We start from the raw sequence: 20,319 nt of genomic DNA, 5'->3' as shown, positions 1-20,319 counted from the left end.
TTGAGTACATCGCCCGTGCCCAAAGCCCGGCTGGCCGAGGCACTCTCCTCGCTCGGCCCCACCGTCAGCAGGCTCAGCCACCTGTCGCAGCGCTCGTACCAGAACCCGTACACCGAGTTGGCGGCGTGGCCGCAGCAGGTGCGCCCGGAGGAGGAGTGGTTCAGCAGCCCCGAGTACCTGAGCCTGTACGGCACGCAGGACTGGGAGAGGCTGGACGAGGCGTCCCGTTGCCGACTGGCCTTCCACGAGGCCGCCAACTTCTACAGCCTCAACATCCACGGCGAGAAGTCACTGATGCAGGGCCTGGCCGAACGGCTGTACCGCAAGGACCTGTTGGACGTCTCGGAGTACCTGCACCACTTCCTGGACGAGGAGAACAAGCACAGCATCTACTTCGGCGCCTTCTGCACCCGCTACTCGCGGGTGTACCGCAGCCGCCAGTTCTCCTTCGAGGAGTCGCACGACTCCCGGTCGCGCGACATCGAGGACTTCCTCTTCTTCGCCAAGACCATGGTCTTCGAAGAGATCGTGGACAACTACAACTGGGTGCAGTCCAGGGACTCCCGGCTGCATCCGGTGGCCCGTTTCATCAACCACAACCACCACTTCGAGGAATCCCGCCATCTGATCTTCGGCCGCCGTCTGGTGACCGCGCTGTGGGAGGCGTGCGCCCCCTCCTGGGGCGAGCAGACCGTCCAGGAGCTGCGCGACTACCTGCGCGGTTACCTCACCATGGCGTGGCGCGAGTACTACAACCCGGACGTCTACGCGGACGCCGGACTCGAAGATCCGTGGGAGACCGCCGAACGAGCATGGTCCGCACCGGCGCAGCGGGAGCACCGCCGCGAGGTGTCGAAGAAGGTCGTCGGTTTCCTCACCTCGACAGGCATTCTCGACAAGGAGCCCGCCGATGCGTTCTGAGCAGAAGATCCGTGAGGACCTGCGGTCCTTCGTACTGGCCAAGGCCGCCGATAGGGAGGGCGCGGCGATCACCGACCAGACCCCGCTGTTCGAGGAGCGGTACCTGCGGTCGGTCCACCTGCCCGAACTACTGCTGCTGCTGGAGAGGCTGAGCGGTACACCGATCGACGTCGAGGACCTCAACCCGGCGGACTTCCGCGACATCGACTCGATGGTGCTGCGGTTCTGCAAGGCGGGAGCGACGCCATGACGGCCGTCGAGGCGCCCGCCGTCGATCCGGTACGGGCGGCGGAACTCGCCCGGATCGGCCTGTCCTGGCAGCCGTCCGGCCAGGCGGCGCTGCGCGGCCCGCTGTTGCGGCTCGCCGAGGAGTGCGACCGGGCCTTCACCACGCTGGCCGGGATCTGGCAGGCGGAGGAGGAACGGCACCCCGCCTCGCTGCCCGCGCGGCGGCTGCAACGGGTCGGCTATCTGCGCTCGTTCCCGCACCAGGCGACCTTCGCCGCCCGGCTGGCTCCCGAGGAATCCAACCTCGACGCGTTCCTGGACGGCCCGGTGCTGCACCAAGGCGGTGATGTCGCGGTGACCGAACTGGCGCCCATCGCCCAGGTGTTGACCCCGGCGGCCTGCTATCACCTGTTCAACGACCACCTGGGCGAGACGTTCGACGCGCCCCGGTACCTGACCACCCGCAACACCTGCTTCCGGCACGAGCGGTACTACGTGCCGCTGCGCCGGTTGAGCAGCTTCACTATGCGCGAGGTGGTCTGCCTGGGCAGCGGTGGCGAGGTGGCCGACTTCCTCGGGCACGCCCGTGCGGCGCTGGACGAGTTCTTCGACCTCGTCGACCTGCCGCTGGAGTGGCTGACCGCGACCGACCCGTTCTTCCGGCCGCAGGCCAATCCCAAGTACCTGATGCAGCGCGTCCAACCGGTCAAGCACGAGGCCACCTACGGCGGTGACCTGGCCATCGCCTCGATCAACCGCCACCACGACCACTTCGGTGTCAACTTCGATCTGACCCGGGGCGATGAACCGGCGCACAGCGGCTGTGTCGCCTTCGGCATCGAACGCTGGCTGTTCGCCATCACCGACCGCCACGGCACCAACCCGGCCGGCTGGCCGGGGTTGGCGGACGCCGCGGCGAAGGTGCGCTCCGGCCTGGGGGGAGGCAGGGTATGAGGGGAACCACCGTCATCACCGGCGCGGACGGCTATCTGGGCCGCAGGCTCGCCGCCGCGCTACTGACCGACGGCGACGACGACCTCGTCCTCGCGGTACGCGCCGCCGACGGCGCCGAACTCGCCGCCAAACAGCAGCGGTTGGACCAGTTGCTCGGCCCGCAGGCGCGGGACAGGACCCGCGTCGTCGCCGCCGACCTGTCCCGGGACGACGCGCTGGCCGACGTCGACCCGCGGGCGGTGACCCGGATCGTGCACGCCGCCGCCGTCACCCGCTTCAACGTCGAGCGGGACCTGGCGCGGCGGGTCAACGTGAACGGCACCGCACGGCTGCGGGCGTTCGCGACGCGCTGCGAGAACCTCCAGCGGCTGGCGATGCTGTCCACGCTGTACGCGGCGGGCCGTCGGCACGGCGACGTCCTGGAGGAGCGGTTCGACGACGTGGGGTTCGTCAACCACTACGAGTGGTCCAAGTGGGCCGCCGAGGAGGAGGTGCTGGACGCCGCCGGGGACCTGCCGGTCTCCGTGCTGCGGCTGCCGACGCTCATCGCCGATGACGACAGCGGCCAGGTCACCCAGTACAACGCCTTCCACAACACCTTGAAGCTGTTCTACTACGGTCTGCTGTCGCTGCTGCCCGGTGACGGTACGACACCGCTGAGCCTGGCCACGGCGGCGTTCACCACCTCGGCGGTCACCAGGCTGCTCGATCCCGCGATCGCCTCGGGCATCTACCACATCTGCCCGGACCCGGCCGACACCGCGACCCTGGAGGAGCTCATCGACATCTCCTTCACGGTCTTCGAGCGCGATCCGGGCTTCCAGCGGCGGGGTTTGATGCGACCGCTCCCCTGCGACCAGGACAGCTTCGAGGACCTGCTGTCCGCGGCCGACCTGCTGCGCGGCGGACCGATCAACCAGTCGCTGTCGTCCGTCTCGCCGTTCGCGCACCAGTTGTACCTGCCGAAGACCTTCCGCAACGACGCACTGCGGGCCGCCTGGCCCGGCTACGCGGCCCCCGACCCGATCGCGCTGGCGGAGACCACCTGCATACGGCTCATCGAAACCAAGTGGGGCCGCCGGACCCAGGAGACACCGTGACCACGCTTTCCGAGAACGACCTGTGGCTGCTCAGCTTCTACCGCTCCTCCGAGATCAACGGCGCGCTGTTCTTCGGCCGGGTGGCCCGCACCCTGCGCGGTGGACCGCTGCAGGCCGACGTCACCCACCACTTCGCCGACGAGGCCAACCACGCCAAGTACTGGACGCGTTGCATCGAGGACCTCGGCTACAACGCCGAGAAGCTCTCCGGCGCGTACCAGGACCAGTACCTGGAGGCGGTGGGCCTGCCCGCCAACCTCATGGAGGTCATGGCGATCACGCAGGTCTTTGAGAAGCGGGTGATCGGCCAGTACCACCGGCACCTGCGGGCGCCCGAGACCCATCCGCGGGTCCGGCAGACCATTGAGACGATCATGGAGGACGAGCGCTGGCACGTGAAGTACGTACGCGACGCGCTCCAGGAGATGGCCAAGAAGTACGGTCAGCAGCTCGTCGACGACACCCTCGCCCGCTTCACCGCGGCCGACGAGGAGGTCTATGCCAAGACCCTCGCGGAGTACGGCGAGCGCATCGCCTTCCTCGGTGACGGCGCCGTCGACCTGAGCGTTCCCGGCCCGGCATGACCGCGACCGTGCTCGCCGTGTGGACGCGGCAGCCGCTGGCCACGCACAGCCTCACCGGGCGGGAGCGGGACCGCCTCGCCGAACTGCCGCAGCGCGCCCGGCGGGAGTGGCTGGTCTCCCGGCACGCCCTGCGGGTGCTGCTCGGTGTGCTGGGACTGCCCCGGGACACCACCGGATACGCCTTTCCACACCGCCGGTTGTCGCTGACACACATCGAGGGGGCGGCGGTGGCGGCGGGCGCGGTGCGTCCCGTGCCACGGCTGGCCGGTATCGGGGTCGACCTGGAGGCCGACCGGCCGGTCCAGGTGGACACCGCGCGGTTCTTCCTCGACGAGCACGAGCGGTCCTGGCTGGCCTCGCTGCCCGAACGCGCCAGACCCACCGAGCAGTTGCGGCTGTGGACGGTCAAGGAGGCGCTGTTCAAGGCCGATCCGGACAACCGGCACACCGTACTGCTCGACTACAGCACCCTGGACGCCTCCGCGCGCCGGGGTCGCGCCCGGGCCCGCCAGCACGGCGAGCCGCTCTTCGGCTACGCCAGCGCCCGGCTGCGCGGAGCCCATCTGTCCATCGCCGCGGCGTTCCACGGCGAGACCCGTACCGCACAACCCATCGCACCAGAAAGGCAGACGCCAGTGCCGACCGCCGTCACCTTCGATGAGGTCGCCGACCGCATCAGCACCACGCTGTCCATACCGGTGGAGAAGCTGACCCCGCAGACCACCCTGCGCGAGCTCGCCGCCGACAGTTTCCTGCTGGTCGAGATGGCCGTTGACCTCCAGGAGGAGTTCGACACCATCTTCACCCAGGACGAGCTGCGGGAGATCACCACCCTCGGCGAACTCGCCGGGCTGGTGGGTGCCAAGGTCTGATCCGCACCGCGTACTCCCCCACCCCTCGGCCCCCCTCTCACCGGAGCTAGGTATGTCGGAACGTCTGATCCGCGCGATGGCACGATTCCGCTGGCCGCTGCTGGCCGTATGGCTGGTGGCGCTGGTCGCGGCCGGGGTGGCCGCGCTGCCCGTCGCCGACCGGCTCAGCGGTGGCGGCTGGTACGTGCCCGGGTCCGGCTCGCAGAGGGCGATCACGGCCACGCGGTCCGGCTTCACCGACCGCGGCGCCAGCGACCTGACCCTGGTGGTGCGCGACGAGCGCGACACCGCGGGCACCCCGGCGTTCGACCAGCGGGTGGGCCAGGCCATGCGGGAGGTGATCGGGGACAAGCGGCTGGCGGCGGTGGGCAGTTACGGCTGGCTCGACCTGTCCCCCGCGGCCCGGGGCAAGTTCGTCGGCAAGGACCGGCACACCGCCATCACCCTGGTCGGGCTGAAGCTGGACGACGGCACGGCCCGCCGGGTGCTGCCCGGCATCCAGACCGACATCGACCACCGCTTCGCCCCACAGGGACTGCGGGTCTCACTGGTCAGCGCGGGAACGCTGTGGGGCGAGATCAACACGCTCAGCCAGAAGGGCCTGCAGACCGCGGAACTCATCACGTTCCCGCTGCTGTTGGTGATCCTGCTGTTGCTGTACCGGGGCATCGCCTCGGCGATGGTCTCCTTCGTGGTGTCCGCGACGGCGATCGTCTTCACCCTCGGGCTGATGTCGGTGCTCGCCCAGCACTTCGAGCTGTCGATCTTCGTGGAGAACGCCGCCACCATGATCGGCCTGGGGGTGAGCGTCGACTACTCGCTGTTCGTCATCTCCCGCTACACCGACGAACTCTCCCGCGGCCGGGACCGCACCGCCGCGCTCGCCGCCACGCTGCGCACCAGCGGCCGGACCGTCACGTTCTCCGGGCTGATCGTCATCCTGGCGATGTCCAGCCTGTTCCTGGTGGACCTCAACGTCATCCAGTCGATCGCGCTGGGCATCCTGGTCGTGGTGGCCTTCGCGGTGCTGGCCGCGGTGCTCGTACTGCCACTGGTGCTGCTGCTGTTGGGCGACCGGATCCTGTGGGGCCGACTGCCCATGCAGCGGCGCGGCCCCGAGGAGCAGGGGCGGCGCTGGCGGAACGTGGCGCGGCAGATCATGCGGCGGCCGGTGCTCTTCCTGGTGGTGGCGGTCGTCGGCATGCTGGCGCTGGCCTCGCCGTCGCTGGGGTTGCGCACCTTCACCCCGGACGCGCGCATCGTGCCGCAGTCCTCGCCGGTGCGGCAGGGGTACGACGCGATGCGCGAGCAGTTCGGGCCGGGCAGCGCCTCGCCCAACGAGGTGGTCATCACCTCGGACACCCCGCTGAACACCGCACGGGACGGCGGCCGGATCCTGGCGCTGCGGGACGAGTTGGGCAGGCTCCCGCACGTCACCGGCGTCAACTCACCGGTGGACGCGCTCCGCGCGGTCAGCCCGGCACGGCCGTTCGCGGCGCTCGACCCCGCGGTGTTCGACCGGCTGCCGAGCGATGCCCGCGCCACCGTCGACCACTTCGTCTCCCGCGACCGGCGCACCATCGTGCTGGAGGTCATCGCGGACGACTACGCCTCCAGCGGCCCCTCCCGTGACCTGGTCGCGGCCATGCGGTCCACCGTGGACCGGCTCGGCGCGCCCGGCCTGCACGCGGTGGTGGGCGGTGAGACCGCGGAGGGCATCGACGCCAACTCCGCGATCTCGGACGGACTGCCGTCGGTGGTGGCGGTCATGCTGGTGGTCATCTACGTCCTGCTGCTGATCACCTTCAGGTCCGTACTGCTGCCGATCAAGGCGATCCTGATCAACCTGCTCTCCCTCGGGGCGACGTACGGCGCCTTGGTGCTGGTCTTCCAGCACTCCTCCGGCGCCGCGCTGTTCGGCTTCCAGCAGTTCGGCTACCTGCAGAACTTCGTGCCCATCCTGCTGCTGGCGATCCTGTTCAGCCTGAGCACCGACTACGAGGTGTTCCTGCTGCACCGCATCCGTGAGGAGTACGACGGCGGGGCGGACAACACCAGCAGCGTCGCCACCGGCATGGCCCGCACCGCGCCGCTGATCTCCGGTGCCGCGCTGCTGATGGTCGCGGTGTTCGGTGCCTTCGCCTTCACCGGCATCATGCCGATCCAGCAGCTCGGCTTCGGTCTGGCCGTCGCCATCGCACTGGACGCCACCGTCATCCGGCTGGTCGTGGTGCCCGCCGCCATGCAGCTGATGGGCCGCTGGAACTGGTGGCTGCCCGGCCTCCCGCGGCGGCCCGCACCCGTCGAAGGGACGCGGGAGTCCGAGGAGTCCGTCCTCCGGTCGTAACACCCGCCACAACCACCGCAGTCGCAAAAGCCAGAAAGGATGCCACCCTCACGTGGACGACTCCGCACTCCTGCTGCTCCTGCTGAACTTCGTGTTCATCGGCGCCCTGCCGCGACTCTTCTTCCGCTCGGACGGCAGCTTCAACCTCAAGTGGTGGCTGACCGCGCTGCCGTTCTTCCTGTGCCCGCTGTACATCGCGGCGGGGCTCGCGATCGGCTGGCAGCCGTTCTTCTCGGGCACCCCGCGAACCGTACTGACCCTGGCCTCCGTGGTGTTGAGCGTGGCGTCCATCGCGCTGATCTTCATGACGCTGGGCACCCACCGCATTCCGCTGGCGCTGTGGCACCAGGACAACGACGCGCCGCAGCACATCGTGACCTACGGCGCCTACCGCCGGATCCGGCACCCGTTCTACTCCTCGTTCCTGCTCGCCTTCCTCGCCGGGCTGTTGGTCTACCCGCACTGGGGCACGGTGCTGCTCGCGGTGTACGGGCTGGTGTCGCTGAACACCACGGCGGCGCGGGAGGAACGGCGGCTGAGCGCCTCGGAGTTCGGCGCCGAGTACCGGCGGTACATCAACCAGACCGGCCGGTTCCTGCCCCGCCTGGGCAGGATCGAGGACACCGCCGGGCCCGCGCGGCCGGTGGAAGCCGCCCAGGTCGCCGAGGGATAGGACGGTCGCCGACGTGTCACGTCTGATTTCCTGGCTCACCGACCCGCACCCGCGGCGCGGTGTGCGCTTCGCCTGCGACGGCGGCGAGTGGGAGTTCGTACCGTACCGGGAACTCGCCGCCTCCGCCCGCCGGATGGCCACCGAGATGGTGGCGGCGGGGGTGCGCCCGGGCGATGTGGTCTGCCTGCTGATGCCCAGTGGCCCGGACTGCCTGGCCGCGCTGTTCGGCAGCTGGGCGGCGGGCGCCACCATCTCCCCGCTGCTGCCGCCGTCGTTCCAGTCCGACAGCGAGTACACCGAGTACGTCGCCGGGATCCTGGAGCAGGCCCAGCCCGCCCTGGTGGTCACCGCCGAGGCCTACCGTCCGCTGGCGGCCGAGGCGATGGCCCGGGCGGGCCGCTCGGACGAACCGTGGATCCCGCGGGAGGGCGCCACCGAGATCCCCGTCGAGGACCACCACCGCAGCGGGATCGCACTACTGCAGTTCACCTCCGGCTCCACCGGGCAGCCGCGCGGGGTGCGGGTGTCGTGGGACAACCTGGCCGCCAACTACGCGTTGCAGAGCCGCATGATCGACTGGCGGGACGGGGACGGCTTCGCCTCCTGGCTGCCGCTCCACCACGACATGGGGCTGATCGGCTGCTGCCTGTTCCCGTTCGCCTCGCAGAGCGAGCTGTGGCTGATGCGGCCCGAGCAGTTCATCCGCGACCCGGCGCGCTGGCTAGCCTGCTTCGTCCCGGGCCGGGCCGCGCACTCGGCCGCGCCGTCGTTCGCCTTCGCCTACGCCGCCCGGCGGGTGAAGCCGCAGCGGCTGGCCGAGTTGGACCTGTCCGGCTGGCGCAGTGTGGTGGTCGGCGCCGAGGTGGTCGATCCGGCGGCGCTGGACGCGTTCGCCCGGTTCGCCGAACCGGTGGGCTTCTCCCGCGACACCTATCTGCCGTCGTACGGGCTGGCCGAGAACACCCTGGCGGTCACCGGTGCAGAGGGGCCGATCGTGGTGGTGCGCCCCGACTGGTCCTCGATGCGGCTCGGCGAGCCGGTACGGATCGAGGAGGCGGGCAAGCTGGGCGACCGGCCCATCGAGCCGGGCTCCGGCTGGCTGGTCGGGCACGGCGCCCCGCACGAGGCGGACGGGGTGGAGGTGCGGATCCTGGACGACGAGGGGCGGCCGCTGCCGGACGGCCACCTCGGCGAGGTCGCCGTCACCGGTACCTCGGTGACCGAGGGCTACCACGGCGGCCGGGAGGGCGGCTCCACCCGGTTCGTTGACGGTGAACTGCTCACCGGGGACGCCGGGTTCCGCTACGGCGGGGAGCTGTTCGTGCTGGGCCGGATGGGAGACAGCCTCAAGCTGCGCGGCCGCAGTGTGTACATGGACGACCTGGACGCCAAGGTGGCCGCGGCGGCCGGGCTGGACAAGGACCGGATCGCCGTGGTGGCGGTCAACGACCGCGGCCGGACCGGGTTGGCCGTCTTCGTGGAGTCGGCGCCCGGGCCGTGGACGGAGGCGGTGACCGAGCTGCTCCGCGGCGAGCTGGGGCCCGAGCCCTCGCTGACCGTGGTCGCCGGGCGGCGCGGTCTGCTCAAGCGGACCACCAGCGGCAAACTGCGGCGGCGGCACATGTGGCAACTCCTCCAGGAGGGCAGGCTGAAGTCGGTGACCGTCATCCACTAGAGGCCACCGCCGCCCGCAACGCGCCCACCACGGAACGCCATCCGACGCGGCTGCCGAAGCGGCTGCCGAGCCAGCCGCTGAGGAACCCGACCGGCACCGAGACGATCCCGGTGGTCCGCAGCGGGAACCAGTGGAAGTCCTGGTGCGGAAAGAGCGCGTCGGGCCCACCGGACACGGCGCGCGAGAACGTCATCAACGCCAGCACACACACCGTGCCCCCGACCAGTGTGCACAGCAGTCCGGTACGGGTGTAACCGCTCCAGAACAGGCTGTAGACCAGCGCCGGAGCCACCGCCGAGGCGCCGACGCAGAACGCGGTGGCGATGAGCACCTGCAGGTTCCAGTCGCGTACCAGCGCGGCGAGCACGATCGCCACCAGGCCGATGCCCAGGATCGTCCAGCGGGCCACCGTCAACTCGTCGCGTTCGGTGGCCCGTTCACGGCGAAGCACACCGGCGTACAGGTCATGGGCCACCGAGGTGGCGGCGGCCAGGGTCAGTCCGGCCACCGAGGCCAGCAGCGTCATGAAGATCGCGCCACCGATGGCGGCGAACAGCACCGCCTCACCGATCGAGGGGTAGTCCATGCCCAGCGCACTGGACAGCAGCAGCAGCGAGGTGCCGCCCTGCGGATCGTTGGCGGTGATCATCTGGTGGCCGACCAACGCGGCCGCCGCGGTGCCCATCACGGTGACGAACATCGCGATGACCACGGTCGACCCGACCGCCCAGGACATCGACCGGCGCAGCGCGGAGGAACTCGTGCCGCCGTTCATCCGCATCGTCACGTGCGGCAGGCAGGCCGCGCCGAGCACCACGCTGATCTGGACGCTGAAGAAGTCGAGCCTGCCCCGGGCACCGCTGCCGAACTCCAACCCCTGGCGCAGATACGCCTCCCCCGCACCGCTGCCCTGCCGGGCGGCGGACAGCAGCTCGGCGGGGTTCCAGTGGAAGCGGCTGAGCACCAGCAAGGTGACGGCCAGGCTGGCGCCGAACAGCATCACCATCTTGATGATCTGCACCAGGGCGGTGCCCTTCATCCCGCCCATCGCCGCGTAGCCGATCATCAGCGCGCCCACGACGCATATGCAGGCCGCTTTCGCGCCGTCCACCGAGATGCCCAGGATGAACGTCAACAGCGAGCCCGCGACCGAAAGTTGCACCAGCAGGAACGGCAGCGAGGCGGCCAGGGTGACCGCGCAGGCGGCACCGCGCACCGCGCGCCCGGGCATCCGCCGGGCCAGTACGTCGCCCATGGTGAACCGGCCCGCGGTGCGCAGCGGTTCGGCGAGCAGCCGCATCAGCAACAGCAGGGACAGCACGGTGCTCAGCACCAGGACCACCCCGTCGTAGCCGCTGAGCGCGATGACTCCCGAGGTGCTCAGCACGGTGGCCGCGGAAACGTAGTCGCCCGCGACCGCCAGGCCGTTGCGCAGCGGGGTCAGGGTGCGGTAGCCGGTGTAGAAGTCGGCCAGGTCGTCGGGCTCGGAGCCGGTCAGGATGCACAGCAGCATGGCGAGCGTGGCCAGCACGGAGAACATGATCAGGGCCGCGGTCTGCGCCGAGTTCGAGGCGGTCACCGGTACGGCTCCACGGGCTCGCCGAGTTCACCGGACCAGGGATCACCACGGCAGTCGGTGCGCAGACCGTGGGCGGCGAAGGCGAAGAACACGATGAACTGCGAAAGGCCCAGCAGCACACCGACGTTGCCCAGTCCGGGCACCGGCAGGCTCATCACGCCTCCGAGGAACGAGGAGAGCAGGACGTACAGCAGAAAGCCGACCAGCGTCGCCATGCTGGGTGCCCGGCGCAGCTCGTAGTAGATCCGGCGCGGCCAACTGCGCCGCGCCCGCAGGCGGTTGAGATACTCAGCCAGGGCTCCGCGCTCGACCGCGCGGTGCCGTCCCCGGCCATGCGGGCGCAGTGACAGCAGTACGTCCAAACTGGTCATCACTCGACCCTTCCGTTGGATCCGGTCCCGTTCGGCTCCCCGGTACACACAGCACCGGCCCCGGCCCGGGGGAGGCGGTGCCACGGGGCGGTGCTGTGTGACCGTTCAGTACGGCCGGGAGTCGGTGGAGGTTCAACGGACACATTCCGTTGACCGTCTCTTTGCCGTTTGGCACGGACTTTGCCACGAACGGCGGGGAGAATCGTGCGGCATCATCCCGAATTTCTCCAGGACGCCGGGTAACCCCTGACAGCGAATCGGCAGGCCAGACCGACCGTCACCCCATTGATATGTACTGGGGCTTGTGGTTAACCTTCGCGGTACTCCGGGGTAACTCCCCCGAAGCGGCGGACAGTTGACCTTCACGGTACCCGTCAAGGTTTTCCAATTCCGATCCCAGCACCCCTGTGATCGCCAAGCTGAGGATGCCCCACCAGGCCGTCTTCCATGCACGCATTGCGCACGCCACGCAGGCGCCGGGCCGCCCCCCACGGCACGTCGCGGCAGCCGCACTGACCCTGACCGTCACGTCGAGGAGCGTGTTGCCATGTCCCCCCACCAGCGTCGCGGTACCGCCGCGGCTTCGGCGTACGGATCGCATCCGGCGGCCGCCGACTCCGCCGCCTTACTCCGTTTCCACTTCAACGAAGGCGTCCCCGAATTCACCGGGACCAGCGCGCCGCCACGCACCCGAAATCAACCGCACCCACATAACGTCCTGATAAATACGGCAACCCGGGTTGACCGGCGGCGATGCGCCGAGATGGGCGGGTGAGGCTGACCGATGCTAATCCAACGCAGACGGTCTAAACGTTCGCAAACGGCCGAAGCGGATTCGGAGTTGGTCAGAAGGCTCTACCGCCAGCACGCCGCCGCGCTGCTCAGCTACGTGATGACGCTGACCGGCGGTGACCGGTACTGGGCCGAGGACGTCGTCCAGGAAACCCTGCTGCGCGCCTGGCGGCACGCCGCCCAACTCGCCGACCCCACCCGCAGCGCGCGCCCGTGGCTGGCGACGGTCGCCCGGCGCATCGTCATCGACGACTACCGCAGCCGCAAAGCGCGGCCGCAGGAGATGGGCGACACCGCGCTCGAACTGCTCGCCGGACCAGACGAGTTCGACCGCGCGCTGTCCGCCATGACCCTCACGAAGGCGCTGGCCACCCTGACCCCGGCGCACCGCGAGGCCATAGTGGAGTCCTACCTCGCGGGGCGCACCGTCCAGCAGGCCGCGGCGGTGCTGGGCATCCCCAACGGCACCGTGAAGTCCCGGATCTACTACGGGCTGCGCGCGCTCAGACGGACCCTGGAGGAACAGGGCGTGGGCGTGCCCGGATGACGGGGTTACTCGGGTACGGAGACGAGCCGGTGGCCGTCGACGGTCTCCACGTCGAAGCGGCTGATGTCGCCCGGCTGCATCGCGGTGGCGCCGGGGATGGTGAGGTTGCCGCGGTACTTCGCGGTCCAGCTCGCCGTGACCTGGCGTTCGCCGTGCCGCCCGACAGCGACCAGTGAACAGCTTGAGCCCGGTGGCGCGTTGTGCAGGGCGAGGGTCAACCGGCTGCCCCAGGCAACCGGTTGGACCGACACCGATGCGCCCACCCCGGTGGTGCTGTCGGTGGCCGACGCGACATGGACGGGCGGTGCGCTGTGACCGCCCGTGCTCATCGCCCAGGTGGTGCCGATTCCGGCCAGCACCGCCGCCCCCGCCATGGCGACGGCCATCCTGCCACGGCGGCTGCGGCGGCGCCGCCCGTGCCGCCGCAGCCGCCCGACCGGGATGCAACCGGTGGCGGCCGGGGCCGAGGCGGCACACACCGCCTCGGCCTCGGCCTGGGACACCAGCGACAGCAACGCGGGCACCCCGGCCAACTCGTCGTGCTCCTGGCGGCAGTCGGGGCAGGCCGCCAGGTGCTGGCGCACATCGAACGACTCGCCCGTGGTCAGCGCGCCCAGCACATAGGCGCCGAGCGAGAGCCGAACCGGCTCGCACTCCTCATGTGTTCCGGAGAACGTCATCGGCTCAACCCTCGCTCCTCACATTCGACGCGCAACGCGCGCACCGCGTAGTAGGCCCGTGACTTGACCGTGCCCGGTGCGATGCCGAGCGCCTCGGCCGCCTCCGCGACCGAGCGCTCCCGGTAGTACAGCTCCAGCAGCACGGCACGGTGGTCCGGGCTGAGTCCGGACAGCGCGTCGGCGAGCTGCCAGGACAGCAGAGTGCGGGCGAACGCCTCGTCCGGGCCAGGAGTTGACGAGGGTTGCAGCACCAGCGACTCGTCGCCCACCTCGGTGGGGCGGGCCCGGCGCATCCGTTCCTGGTCGATGACCAGGTTGCGCGCCACGGTGAACAGCCAGCCCCGGGTCGACCCGCGCTCCGGGTCCAGCGCACCGGCGCTGCGCCAGGCCCGGAGCATGGTCTCCTGCACCACGTCCTCCGCGCGCTGGCGGTCGCCACTGGTCAGCCGGAGTACGTACCTGAGCAGCGAACCGGCGTACGTGTCGTACAGCGTTCGCAAGGTCTCGTCGTCCGCGGTCCGAGAACCCATCCGTCCCCCCGCGTCATCCGCGGGGCTCGGTCGCTGGGGGCACGGCGGCCGGGGCACCGCCGCCGCCGCTGGTTACCGGTTCGGTTATGCGGGCGTAGCCATCCGCTGCACGCATGGACACTTGTTCACTCCTATCTCCCCGCCTGCCACGGAATTCCGGTCAGGCCTTTGCCGAAGTGGCCGATACCAGTGACGCGAAGACCACGACATTGTCCGGATAGGCATGCGTCGTGGGGTTCTTCGGACCGCCGCAGGTAATGAGCCGGAGTCCGGCGTGGTCGATGTTTCCGTACACCGCTTGGCTGGGGAACTTCTCCTTGGGGTATTCGGCGGTCTGGTCCACCGAGAAAACGGCGACACTGCCGTCCGCACGGGACACTGACACCTTGTCACCGGTGTGCAGTGCGGCGAGCCGGAAGAAGACGCCGGGGCCGAAATTACCAAGGGTCACGTGGCCGAGTATGACGGAAGGGCCGAGTTGTCCGGGGGTGGGCGAGAACTGATACCAACCGGCCGGCGAGTTACTCTCGATGGGCGGAACTTGAACGGTTCGGTCCGAATTGAGTCCCAATTGCATCAGTGATGTGTGCACACCGATCGCGGGAATGTCCAAACGCACCGGGACCGATCTGGCCAGGGTCAGCCCGCCGGACGGCTTGGCCGAGGAGCCGGGAGCGGAGCTGGTCGGAGCGGTGCCGCCGGGGGCGGTGCTGCCCGGGGCGGCCAGCTCCGCGGGCGGCCGCGATGACGCGCGCCATTCCTCGTAGCCGAACCCGAGACCGACCGCACCGGCCAGCGCCAGCACCGCGGCCACCGTGGTGGCCAACCGGCCCCCACGGCGGCCCTGCGACGCGCTGGCCCTCGCGGAGTGCCGGGTCAACGGCCAGCCCTGGCCCGGCGGCGAAGCAGCAGGCCGGCGCCGCCCGCGCCGAACAGCAGACCGCCGACCACACCCGCGGTGGCATAGCCCGGCAGACCGGAGGAGGCCGCACCGGTGTTGGGTGCGCCGCTGGGCATGGTGGCGACCTGTCCGGATGTGCTGGACATCGAGGACGAGGAGGTGGGCATCGGCATGGTCCCGGAGGCGGGTTGCGAGGCCGACATGGTGGGGTGCGGCATGGTCATCGTCGGCTTGGGCATCGGCTTCATGCCGCCGGTGCGCACCACGACCACGATCCGTGTCGTGATCCGGACGTTTCCGCACAGCGCGACGATGGCGGTGGTTCCGGGTTTGGCGTGCTGGGATATCTTCGCCCAGCCCGACCAGTTCATGGGATTGGTGGACGTCATGGTCGCGGAACCGCCGGATCCGGTCATGGCGGTGTAGGGGTCGCTCATCTTCGGGGAGAACGCGGATGAACCCACCCACTTCAATCCACTGCCGTTATTCGGGCAGGTACCGATGACATGCACCGTCTGGCCGACGCTGACGGTTGTCGGCGTGGCGGTGATCTGTCCTGTTCCAACACCCGCGAAGGCGGGAGCGGCACCGACCGCCAGGGCCGCCGAGGCCGTTGTCAGGACCGCCAGGTGTGAAATGCGCACGGGGTTACTCTCCTCCACGCTGCTTTCGCCGCCCCGGACGAACTCCCCGTCGGATTACCGATCTTGCCGAGGCTGCGGTTGACGGTAACAACACGTAGGGCGGGCGGTTCCGGTTCAATTACCGAGCGGACGACCGGATTTCTTTCCGTCTGCTTGACCCGGCAGCGCCGCGGGCGAGCCCGCACGGCCCTAGGCCAGCGGCAGTTCGGCCCAGATGACCTTGCCCCCACTGGTGTAGCGGGTGCCCCAGCGGTCGGCGAGCTGGGCGACGAGGAACAGCCCGCGACCGCCCTCGTCCATGGTGGCCGCGTAACGCAGGTGCGGCGAGGTGCTGCTGCCGTCGGAGACCTCGCAGACCAGTGTGCGGTCGCGGATCAGCCGCACCCGGATCGGGCTGGAGGCGTAGCGGATGGCGTTGGTGATCAGCTCGCTGAGCACCAACTCCGTGGTGAACACCGCCTCCACCAGTCCCCAGCTGGTCAGCTGCTCGGTGACCTGGGCGCGTACCCCGGCCACCGCCGCCGGGTCGAACGGCACGTCCCACTCGGCGATCTGGTCGGCGCCCAGGAACTGCGGGCGGGCCACCAGGAGCACGATGTCGTCGCTCTGCCGGGCGGGCAGCAGGGCGTTGAGCACCGCGTCGCAGGTCTCCTCGGCGGGCCGGTCGACATGGGACAGGGCGGTGGTCAGCATATCGAGACCGACGTCGATGTCCCGGTCGCGCTCATCCACCAGGCCGTCGGTGTACATCACCAACTGGCTGCCCGGCTCCAGCCGCAGTCGCGCGTTCTGGAACGGCAGCCCGCCCAGGCCCAGTGGCGGACCGGCGGGCAGGTCGGCGAAGCTCACGGTGCCGTCGGGGCGTACCAGCGCGGGCAGCACGTGGCCCGCGCGGGACATCGTGCAGTCCCCGGAGACCGGGTCGTAGATCGCGTACAGACAGGTGGCCCCGGTGATGGCGCCCTCGCCGCCCCGGCTGGTCTCCTCCCGGTCTATGCGGGTGACCAACTCGTCCAGGTGGCCGAGGAGTTCGTCGGGCGACAGGTCCAGCGAAGTGAAGTTGTGCACCGCCGTGCGCAGCCGTCCCATCGTCGCCGAGGCGTGCAGGCCGTGGCCGACCACGTCTCCGACCACCAGCGCCACCCGGCTGCCCGGCAGCGGGATGACGTCGAACCAGTCACCGCCCACCCCCTCCTGCGCGGGCAGGTAGCGGTACGCCACGTCGACGGCGCTCTGCTCGGGCACGCCGCGCGGCAGCAGACTGTGCTGCAGCGTCACCGCCATCTTGTGCTCGCGGGTGTAGCGGCGGGCGTTGTCGATGGACACCGCCGCCCGGATGACCAGTTCCTCGGCGAGCGACACATCGTCCTCGTCGAACGGGTTCGGGTCCCGGGAGCGCCAGAAACTGGCCACCCCCAGCACCACACCGCGGGCGTTCAGCGGCACCGTGATCAGCGAGTGGATCCCGTAGTCCAGCACCCGCTTGGCGCGCGCCGGGTCCTGTGTCTTCCACCCGGAGGCGAGCCGCAGATCCGGTTCGATCACCGAGGACCCCCGGTCGAAGCCGCGGGCCTGCGGGGTGGAGCGGACGAACTCGATCGTCTTGCCCAGCGAGTAGAAGGGATGGTTCTTGCGCACCCCGCCGAGCGCCACCCGCACCATCTGGGTGCCCTCCTCGATCGGCGGCTCCTCACCGCGCAGCACCGGCTCGGCCAGGTCCACGGTGACGAAGTCGGCGAACCGGGGCACCGCCACCTGCGCCAGTTCCTGGGCGGTGCGCTGGATGTCGAGGGTGGTGCCGATGCCCACACCGGCGTCGTAGAGGAGCTTGAGGCGCTTTCGGGCCGCTTCGGCGCGGCCGGACAGCAGCCGCAGCTCGGTGGAGTCGCGCAGGGTGGCGACGCTGCCCGGCGGGCCGCCGTTGCGGTCGGTGGGCCGGTTGTTGACCGCCAGCAGGCGGTCCCCCGACTGCAGCATCTCGTCGGTGGCGACCCGGCCGGAGGCCAGCAGTTCCGCCATGTGGGGGGCGATGCCCAGCTCGCCCACGTGCCGGCCCTCGGCGTTCGGGGGCAGCTCCAGCAGCCGGGCCGCCTCGTCGTTGGCCAGCAGCAGCCGACCGTCGCCGTCCACGATGAGCACTCCTTCGCGCACCGCGTGCAGCACGGCGTCGTGGTGCTCGTACATCCGCGTCATCTCGATCGGTTCCAGGCCGTGCGTCTGGCGGCGCAGCCGTCTGCTGACCGCCGCCGTGCCGCCCATGGCCAGCGCCAGCGCCACCGCGGCGGCGCCGAACAGGATGGGCAGCTGGCGGTTGACCGCCCGGCTCACCTTGCTGATGGTGATGCCCGCCGACACCAGGCCCACCACCTTGCCGCTGCGGTCGGTGACCGGTACGACGGCCTGCTCCAGGGGTCCGATGGTGCCCTTGATGGTCTCGGTGACGACCTGCCCGTGCAGCGCCGGGCCGATGGTGCCGACGAACTTCTTGCCGATCCGGTTGGGGATGGGGTGGGTGTAGCGGACGCCGTCGGTGTTCATCACCACGATGAAGTCGACCCCGGACGAGACGCGGGCGGCCTCGGTGAGCGGTTGCAGGACCGCCGTCGGGTTCGGTGACTGCAGGGCCGGGATGATGCCCGGCGAGTGCGCGAAGGTCTGGGCGACAGCCACCGAGCGGTTGCTGGCCTCGCGCTGGCTGTCGCGCTGCGCCTGGAGGATCAGCTCCGCTCCGGCGGCCAGTACCAGAAGGATGACGATGAGCACCTGGAGCACGAACACCTGGCCGGAGACCCGGCGCATCGGACGCAACATGACATGGCGCCGCGTCGACCGCGGTGCCTGTTGTCCGGTCCGGCCTTGCCGGTCAACGTCCGTATTCACGCGCTCACGCCGACTCCAGGGGCGCCGACCGCGGAACGGACGGGCCGACACGGCCCGGGGTCGGCCCACACCTCGGGCCATAGCCCCTGTCTACACTGCCCACTCCGTGGAGGCGAGCGCTGAGCGCCACTAGGGGGTGGCGGCCGACGACCGAGAGGCCCAGCGCTGTTACCGGCCAGTAGATTTGGCTGATCACGCACTCCCCGCCACCACTGGCGTCCCCCTAGGCTCCCTGCACCCGAACCGTACGCGTGCCGCAGGGGCACCACGGTCTGAGCCTGATGGGACACCCATGACGCGATCCGGCCCCACCCGTGAACGCCGCAACCGCGACCAGCGCCGCGCCCGGCGCTGGATGACAAGTACCCTGGCCGCCGCCGCACTTGCCCTCACCGGAACCTTCGCCGCCACCCCCGCGTCCGCCGCCCCACCGGCCGGGCAGCGGACCGCCCCGGCGAGTTCCACCGGCTCCTTCCGACTGGTCGACATCCCCATGAAGGACGGCGTCGTCCTCAAGGCCGACGTGCTCACCCCCGCCCCCGGTACGCCCGGCGCCGACGCGCGGGGACGCTACCCGGTGGTCGTGGAGCCTGCCTCCTGGGGGCAGAACGACCTGGAGTTCCTGCTGCAGAGCCGCAAGCTGGCCGCCGACGGCTATGTGGTGGTCACCTACACCGTGCGCGGCTTCTGGCTCTCCGGCGGCCAGGTGGACGTCGCGGGCCCCAAGGACGTCTCCGACATCTCCTCGGTCATCGACTGGACGCTCACCCACACCCCCGCCGACCCGGACCGCGTCGGTATGACGGGCCTGTCGCTGGGCGCCGGGATGTCGCTGATGGGCGCCGCCTTCGACCCGCGGGTCAAGGCGGTGGCCGCGATGAGCGCCTGGGGCGACCTGGTCAACGCGCTCTACAGCGGACAGACCCGGCACGTCGGAGCGGTCGGCATCCTGACCGCCGTACAGATCCCCACCGGCCGCCAGAGTCCCGAGACCCACCAGGCGATCAGCGACATGTTCGGCGACCAGCACATCCCGGAACTGGTCAAGTGGGCCAGAACCAGGTCTCCGGGCAGCTATGTGGACCGCATCAACGCCCACCACACCGCGGTGTTCATCGCCAACGCCTGGACCGACAGCATCTTCAACCCCAGCCAGATCGCCGACTTCTACCAGCGGCTGACCGGCCCCAAGCGGCTGGAGCTGCGTCCCGGCGACCACGCCACCCAGGAGGTGGGCGGCATGCTGGGCCTGGACAACCCCGCCTGGGACGACGGACGGGCATGGTTCGACCAGCACCTGAAGAACCTCGGCGGCCACGGCGGCGACCACCAGGTCCAGCTCCAGGTCAGGGAGGACGCCGGGCAGGAGGCCTACCCCGACTGGCGGTCGATCAGCACCCGCAGCGAGCGGCTGCGACTGGGCCGGGCCGACCTGCTCGGCACCGGCACGCTGGGCGGCACGGCCGACACCGGATGGCGCACGGCCATCACGGGCGGCGTGGACTCCGGCGCCGACTCCGGGATCACCGAACTGTCCGGCGGGCTCGACCAGTTCCTCGGCATCCCGCCGACCGTGGAGGTGCCGCTGCTGCCCCGCGGCCTCGCCGCGGTCTGGCAGTCCGCGCCGTACTCCGGCGTCCAGCGCATCCGCGGGGTGGTCGGGTTCCACACCACGGTGACCTCGTCGGCGCCGAAGGGCACCGTGTTCGCCTACCTCTACGACGTGAACGCCCTGGGCGCCGGCAGGTTGATCACCCACGCCCCGCAGAGCTGGTCGGCTCCCGCGGGACAGGCCGTACCGCTGGACCTCTCGCTGTTCGCCACCGCCTACGACCTGCCCGCGGGGCACCGGCTGGCGCTGGTGCTGGACACCGAGGACCCGATGTACGGCAGCGACACCCCGCTGGGCAGCCGGTTGTCCTTCTCCTCCCCGGCGAACGACCCGTCCCAGCTGACCGTGCCGCTGCGCTGAGCGACGGTCTCGAATGAACGTCCCCGGCCATGGCGTTCGGTGTCCGCGCCGGTGCGCACGGCGCGGTTC

General features: G+C 70.3%; 18 protein-coding genes. 11 read left to right on the top strand and 7 right to left on the bottom strand.

Annotation, left to right across the window (positions count from 1 at the left end):
- The 9 genes from NON19_RS01435 to NON19_RS01395 are packed head-to-tail and all read left to right on the top strand — an operon-like array spanning position 1 to position 9,354.
- On the top strand, positions 1–921 hold the full coding sequence (locus NON19_RS01435) for a diiron oxygenase (RefSeq protein WP_255924660.1): 921 nt from the start codon (positions 1–3) through the stop codon (positions 919–921).
- Positions 911–1,171 (top strand): hypothetical protein, encoded by a 261-nt coding sequence (locus NON19_RS01430; RefSeq protein ID WP_255924659.1) that lies wholly within the window; start codon positions 911–913, stop codon positions 1,169–1,171. Before NON19_RS01435 ends, NON19_RS01430 begins: the two co-directional genes overlap by 11 nt.
- On the top strand, positions 1,168–2,103 hold the full coding sequence (locus NON19_RS01425) for an aminoacyl--tRNA ligase-related protein (RefSeq protein WP_255924658.1): 936 nt from the start codon (positions 1,168–1,170) through the stop codon (positions 2,101–2,103). The genes NON19_RS01430 and NON19_RS01425 overlap by 4 nt, the downstream gene beginning before the upstream one ends.
- Positions 2,100–3,203, top strand: a complete 1,104-nt coding sequence (locus NON19_RS01420) for an SDR family oxidoreductase (RefSeq protein ID WP_255924657.1) — start codon at positions 2,100–2,102, stop codon at positions 3,201–3,203. Before NON19_RS01425 ends, NON19_RS01420 begins: the two co-directional genes overlap by 4 nt.
- The gene (locus tag NON19_RS01415; RefSeq protein WP_255924656.1) at positions 3,200–3,787 is read left to right on the top strand and encodes a ferritin-like domain-containing protein; all 588 of its coding nucleotides are present in this window, start codon (positions 3,200–3,202) and stop codon (positions 3,785–3,787) included. Before NON19_RS01420 ends, NON19_RS01415 begins: the two co-directional genes overlap by 4 nt.
- Complete coding sequence (locus NON19_RS01410) at positions 3,784–4,659, top strand: 4'-phosphopantetheinyl transferase superfamily protein (protein WP_255924655.1); 876 nt, start codon at positions 3,784–3,786, stop codon at positions 4,657–4,659. Before NON19_RS01415 ends, NON19_RS01410 begins: the two co-directional genes overlap by 4 nt.
- Before the next feature lie 52 nt (positions 4,660–4,711).
- Entirely contained in the window at positions 4,712–7,006 is a 2,295-nt protein-coding gene (locus NON19_RS01405; protein WP_255924654.1) for an MMPL family transporter, read from the top strand.
- 52 nt (positions 7,007–7,058) lie between these two features.
- Entirely contained in the window at positions 7,059–7,679 is a 621-nt protein-coding gene (locus NON19_RS01400; RefSeq protein ID WP_255924653.1) for a methyltransferase family protein, read from the top strand.
- 13 nt (positions 7,680–7,692) lie between these two features.
- Positions 7,693–9,354: an AMP-binding protein gene (locus NON19_RS01395; RefSeq protein WP_255924652.1), complete on the top strand. Its 1,662-nt coding sequence runs from the start codon at positions 7,693–7,695 to the stop codon at positions 9,352–9,354.
- Here NON19_RS01395 and NON19_RS01390 read toward each other — a convergent pair.
- Entirely contained in the window at positions 9,344–10,933 is a 1,590-nt protein-coding gene (locus NON19_RS01390) for a sodium/solute symporter (RefSeq protein ID WP_255924651.1), read from the bottom strand. The genes NON19_RS01395 and NON19_RS01390 overlap by 11 nt on opposite strands.
- Positions 10,930–11,304 (bottom strand): DUF485 domain-containing protein, encoded by a 375-nt coding sequence (locus NON19_RS01385; protein ID WP_255924650.1) that lies wholly within the window; start codon positions 11,302–11,304, stop codon positions 10,930–10,932. Before NON19_RS01385 ends, NON19_RS01390 begins: the two co-directional genes overlap by 4 nt.
- A gap of 784 nt (positions 11,305–12,088) precedes the next feature.
- Here NON19_RS01385 and NON19_RS01380 point away from each other — a divergent pair.
- Complete coding sequence (locus NON19_RS01380) at positions 12,089–12,643, top strand: sigma-70 family RNA polymerase sigma factor (protein WP_255924649.1); 555 nt, start codon at positions 12,089–12,091, stop codon at positions 12,641–12,643.
- Between the two features lie 5 nt (positions 12,644–12,648).
- Here the strand turns inward: NON19_RS01380 and NON19_RS01375 are convergent, their stop codons facing one another.
- The 5 genes from NON19_RS01375 to NON19_RS01355 all read right to left on the bottom strand — a co-directional run bounded on the left by NON19_RS01375 (position 12,649) and on the right by NON19_RS01355 (position 18,197).
- Entirely contained in the window at positions 12,649–13,323 is a 675-nt protein-coding gene (locus NON19_RS01375) for an anti-sigma factor family protein (RefSeq protein ID WP_255924648.1), read from the bottom strand.
- Complete coding sequence (locus NON19_RS01370; RefSeq protein WP_255924647.1) at positions 13,320–13,853, bottom strand: sigma-70 family RNA polymerase sigma factor; 534 nt, start codon at positions 13,851–13,853, stop codon at positions 13,320–13,322. The genes NON19_RS01375 and NON19_RS01370 overlap by 4 nt, the downstream gene beginning before the upstream one ends.
- A gap of 160 nt (positions 13,854–14,013) precedes the next feature.
- Positions 14,014–14,679, bottom strand: a complete 666-nt coding sequence (locus NON19_RS01365; RefSeq protein ID WP_255924646.1) for a class F sortase — start codon at positions 14,677–14,679, stop codon at positions 14,014–14,016.
- 50 nt (positions 14,680–14,729) lie between these two features.
- The gene (locus NON19_RS01360; RefSeq protein ID WP_255924645.1) at positions 14,730–15,398 is read right to left on the bottom strand and encodes a hypothetical protein; all 669 of its coding nucleotides are present in this window, start codon (positions 15,396–15,398) and stop codon (positions 14,730–14,732) included.
- A gap of 189 nt (positions 15,399–15,587) precedes the next feature.
- Complete coding sequence (locus tag NON19_RS01355) at positions 15,588–18,197, bottom strand: SpoIIE family protein phosphatase (RefSeq protein ID WP_255924644.1); 2,610 nt, start codon at positions 18,195–18,197, stop codon at positions 15,588–15,590.
- A gap of 373 nt (positions 18,198–18,570) precedes the next feature.
- Here NON19_RS01355 and NON19_RS01350 point away from each other — a divergent pair, with 373 nt between their 5' ends.
- Positions 18,571–20,250, top strand: coding sequence for a CocE/NonD family hydrolase (locus NON19_RS01350; protein WP_255924643.1), 1,680 nt, complete (start codon positions 18,571–18,573; stop codon positions 20,248–20,250).
- The last annotated feature ends 69 nt before the right edge of the window (positions 20,251–20,319 follow it).

This window comes from Streptantibioticus rubrisoli, from assembly GCF_024436055.1.
Taxonomy (GTDB): Bacteria; Actinomycetota; Actinomycetes; order Streptomycetales; family Streptomycetaceae; genus Streptantibioticus_A; species Streptantibioticus_A rubrisoli.
This window is presented reverse-complemented; position numbering and strand designations above follow the sequence as displayed.

Excerpts from the sequence above, each read along its gene's own strand:
- NON19_RS01420 (WP_255924657.1), top strand. The coding sequence starts at position 2,100 with ATGAGGGGAACCACCGTCATCACCGGCGCGGACGGCTATCTGGGCCGC.
- NON19_RS01370 (WP_255924647.1), bottom strand. The coding sequence starts at position 13,853 with ATGGGTTCTCGGACCGCGGACGACGAGACCTTGCGAACGCTGTACGAC.
- NON19_RS01410 (WP_255924655.1), top strand. The coding sequence starts at position 3,784 with ATGACCGCGACCGTGCTCGCCGTGTGGACGCGGCAGCCGCTGGCCACG.
- NON19_RS01385 (WP_255924650.1), bottom strand. The coding sequence starts at position 11,304 with ATGACCAGTTTGGACGTACTGCTGTCACTGCGCCCGCATGGCCGGGGA.
- NON19_RS01405 (WP_255924654.1), top strand. The coding sequence starts at position 4,712 with ATGTCGGAACGTCTGATCCGCGCGATGGCACGATTCCGCTGGCCGCTG.
- NON19_RS01375 (WP_255924648.1), bottom strand. The coding sequence starts at position 13,323 with ATGACGTTCTCCGGAACACATGAGGAGTGCGAGCCGGTTCGGCTCTCG.
- NON19_RS01380 (WP_255924649.1), top strand. The coding sequence starts at position 12,089 with ATGCTAATCCAACGCAGACGGTCTAAACGTTCGCAAACGGCCGAAGCG.
- NON19_RS01430 (WP_255924659.1), top strand. The coding sequence starts at position 911 with ATGCGTTCTGAGCAGAAGATCCGTGAGGACCTGCGGTCCTTCGTACTG.
- NON19_RS01355 (WP_255924644.1), bottom strand. The coding sequence starts at position 18,197 with ATGCGCCGGGTCTCCGGCCAGGTGTTCGTGCTCCAGGTGCTCATCGTC.
- NON19_RS01425 (WP_255924658.1), top strand. The coding sequence starts at position 1,168 with ATGACGGCCGTCGAGGCGCCCGCCGTCGATCCGGTACGGGCGGCGGAA.
- NON19_RS01350 (WP_255924643.1), top strand. The coding sequence starts at position 18,571 with ATGACGCGATCCGGCCCCACCCGTGAACGCCGCAACCGCGACCAGCGC.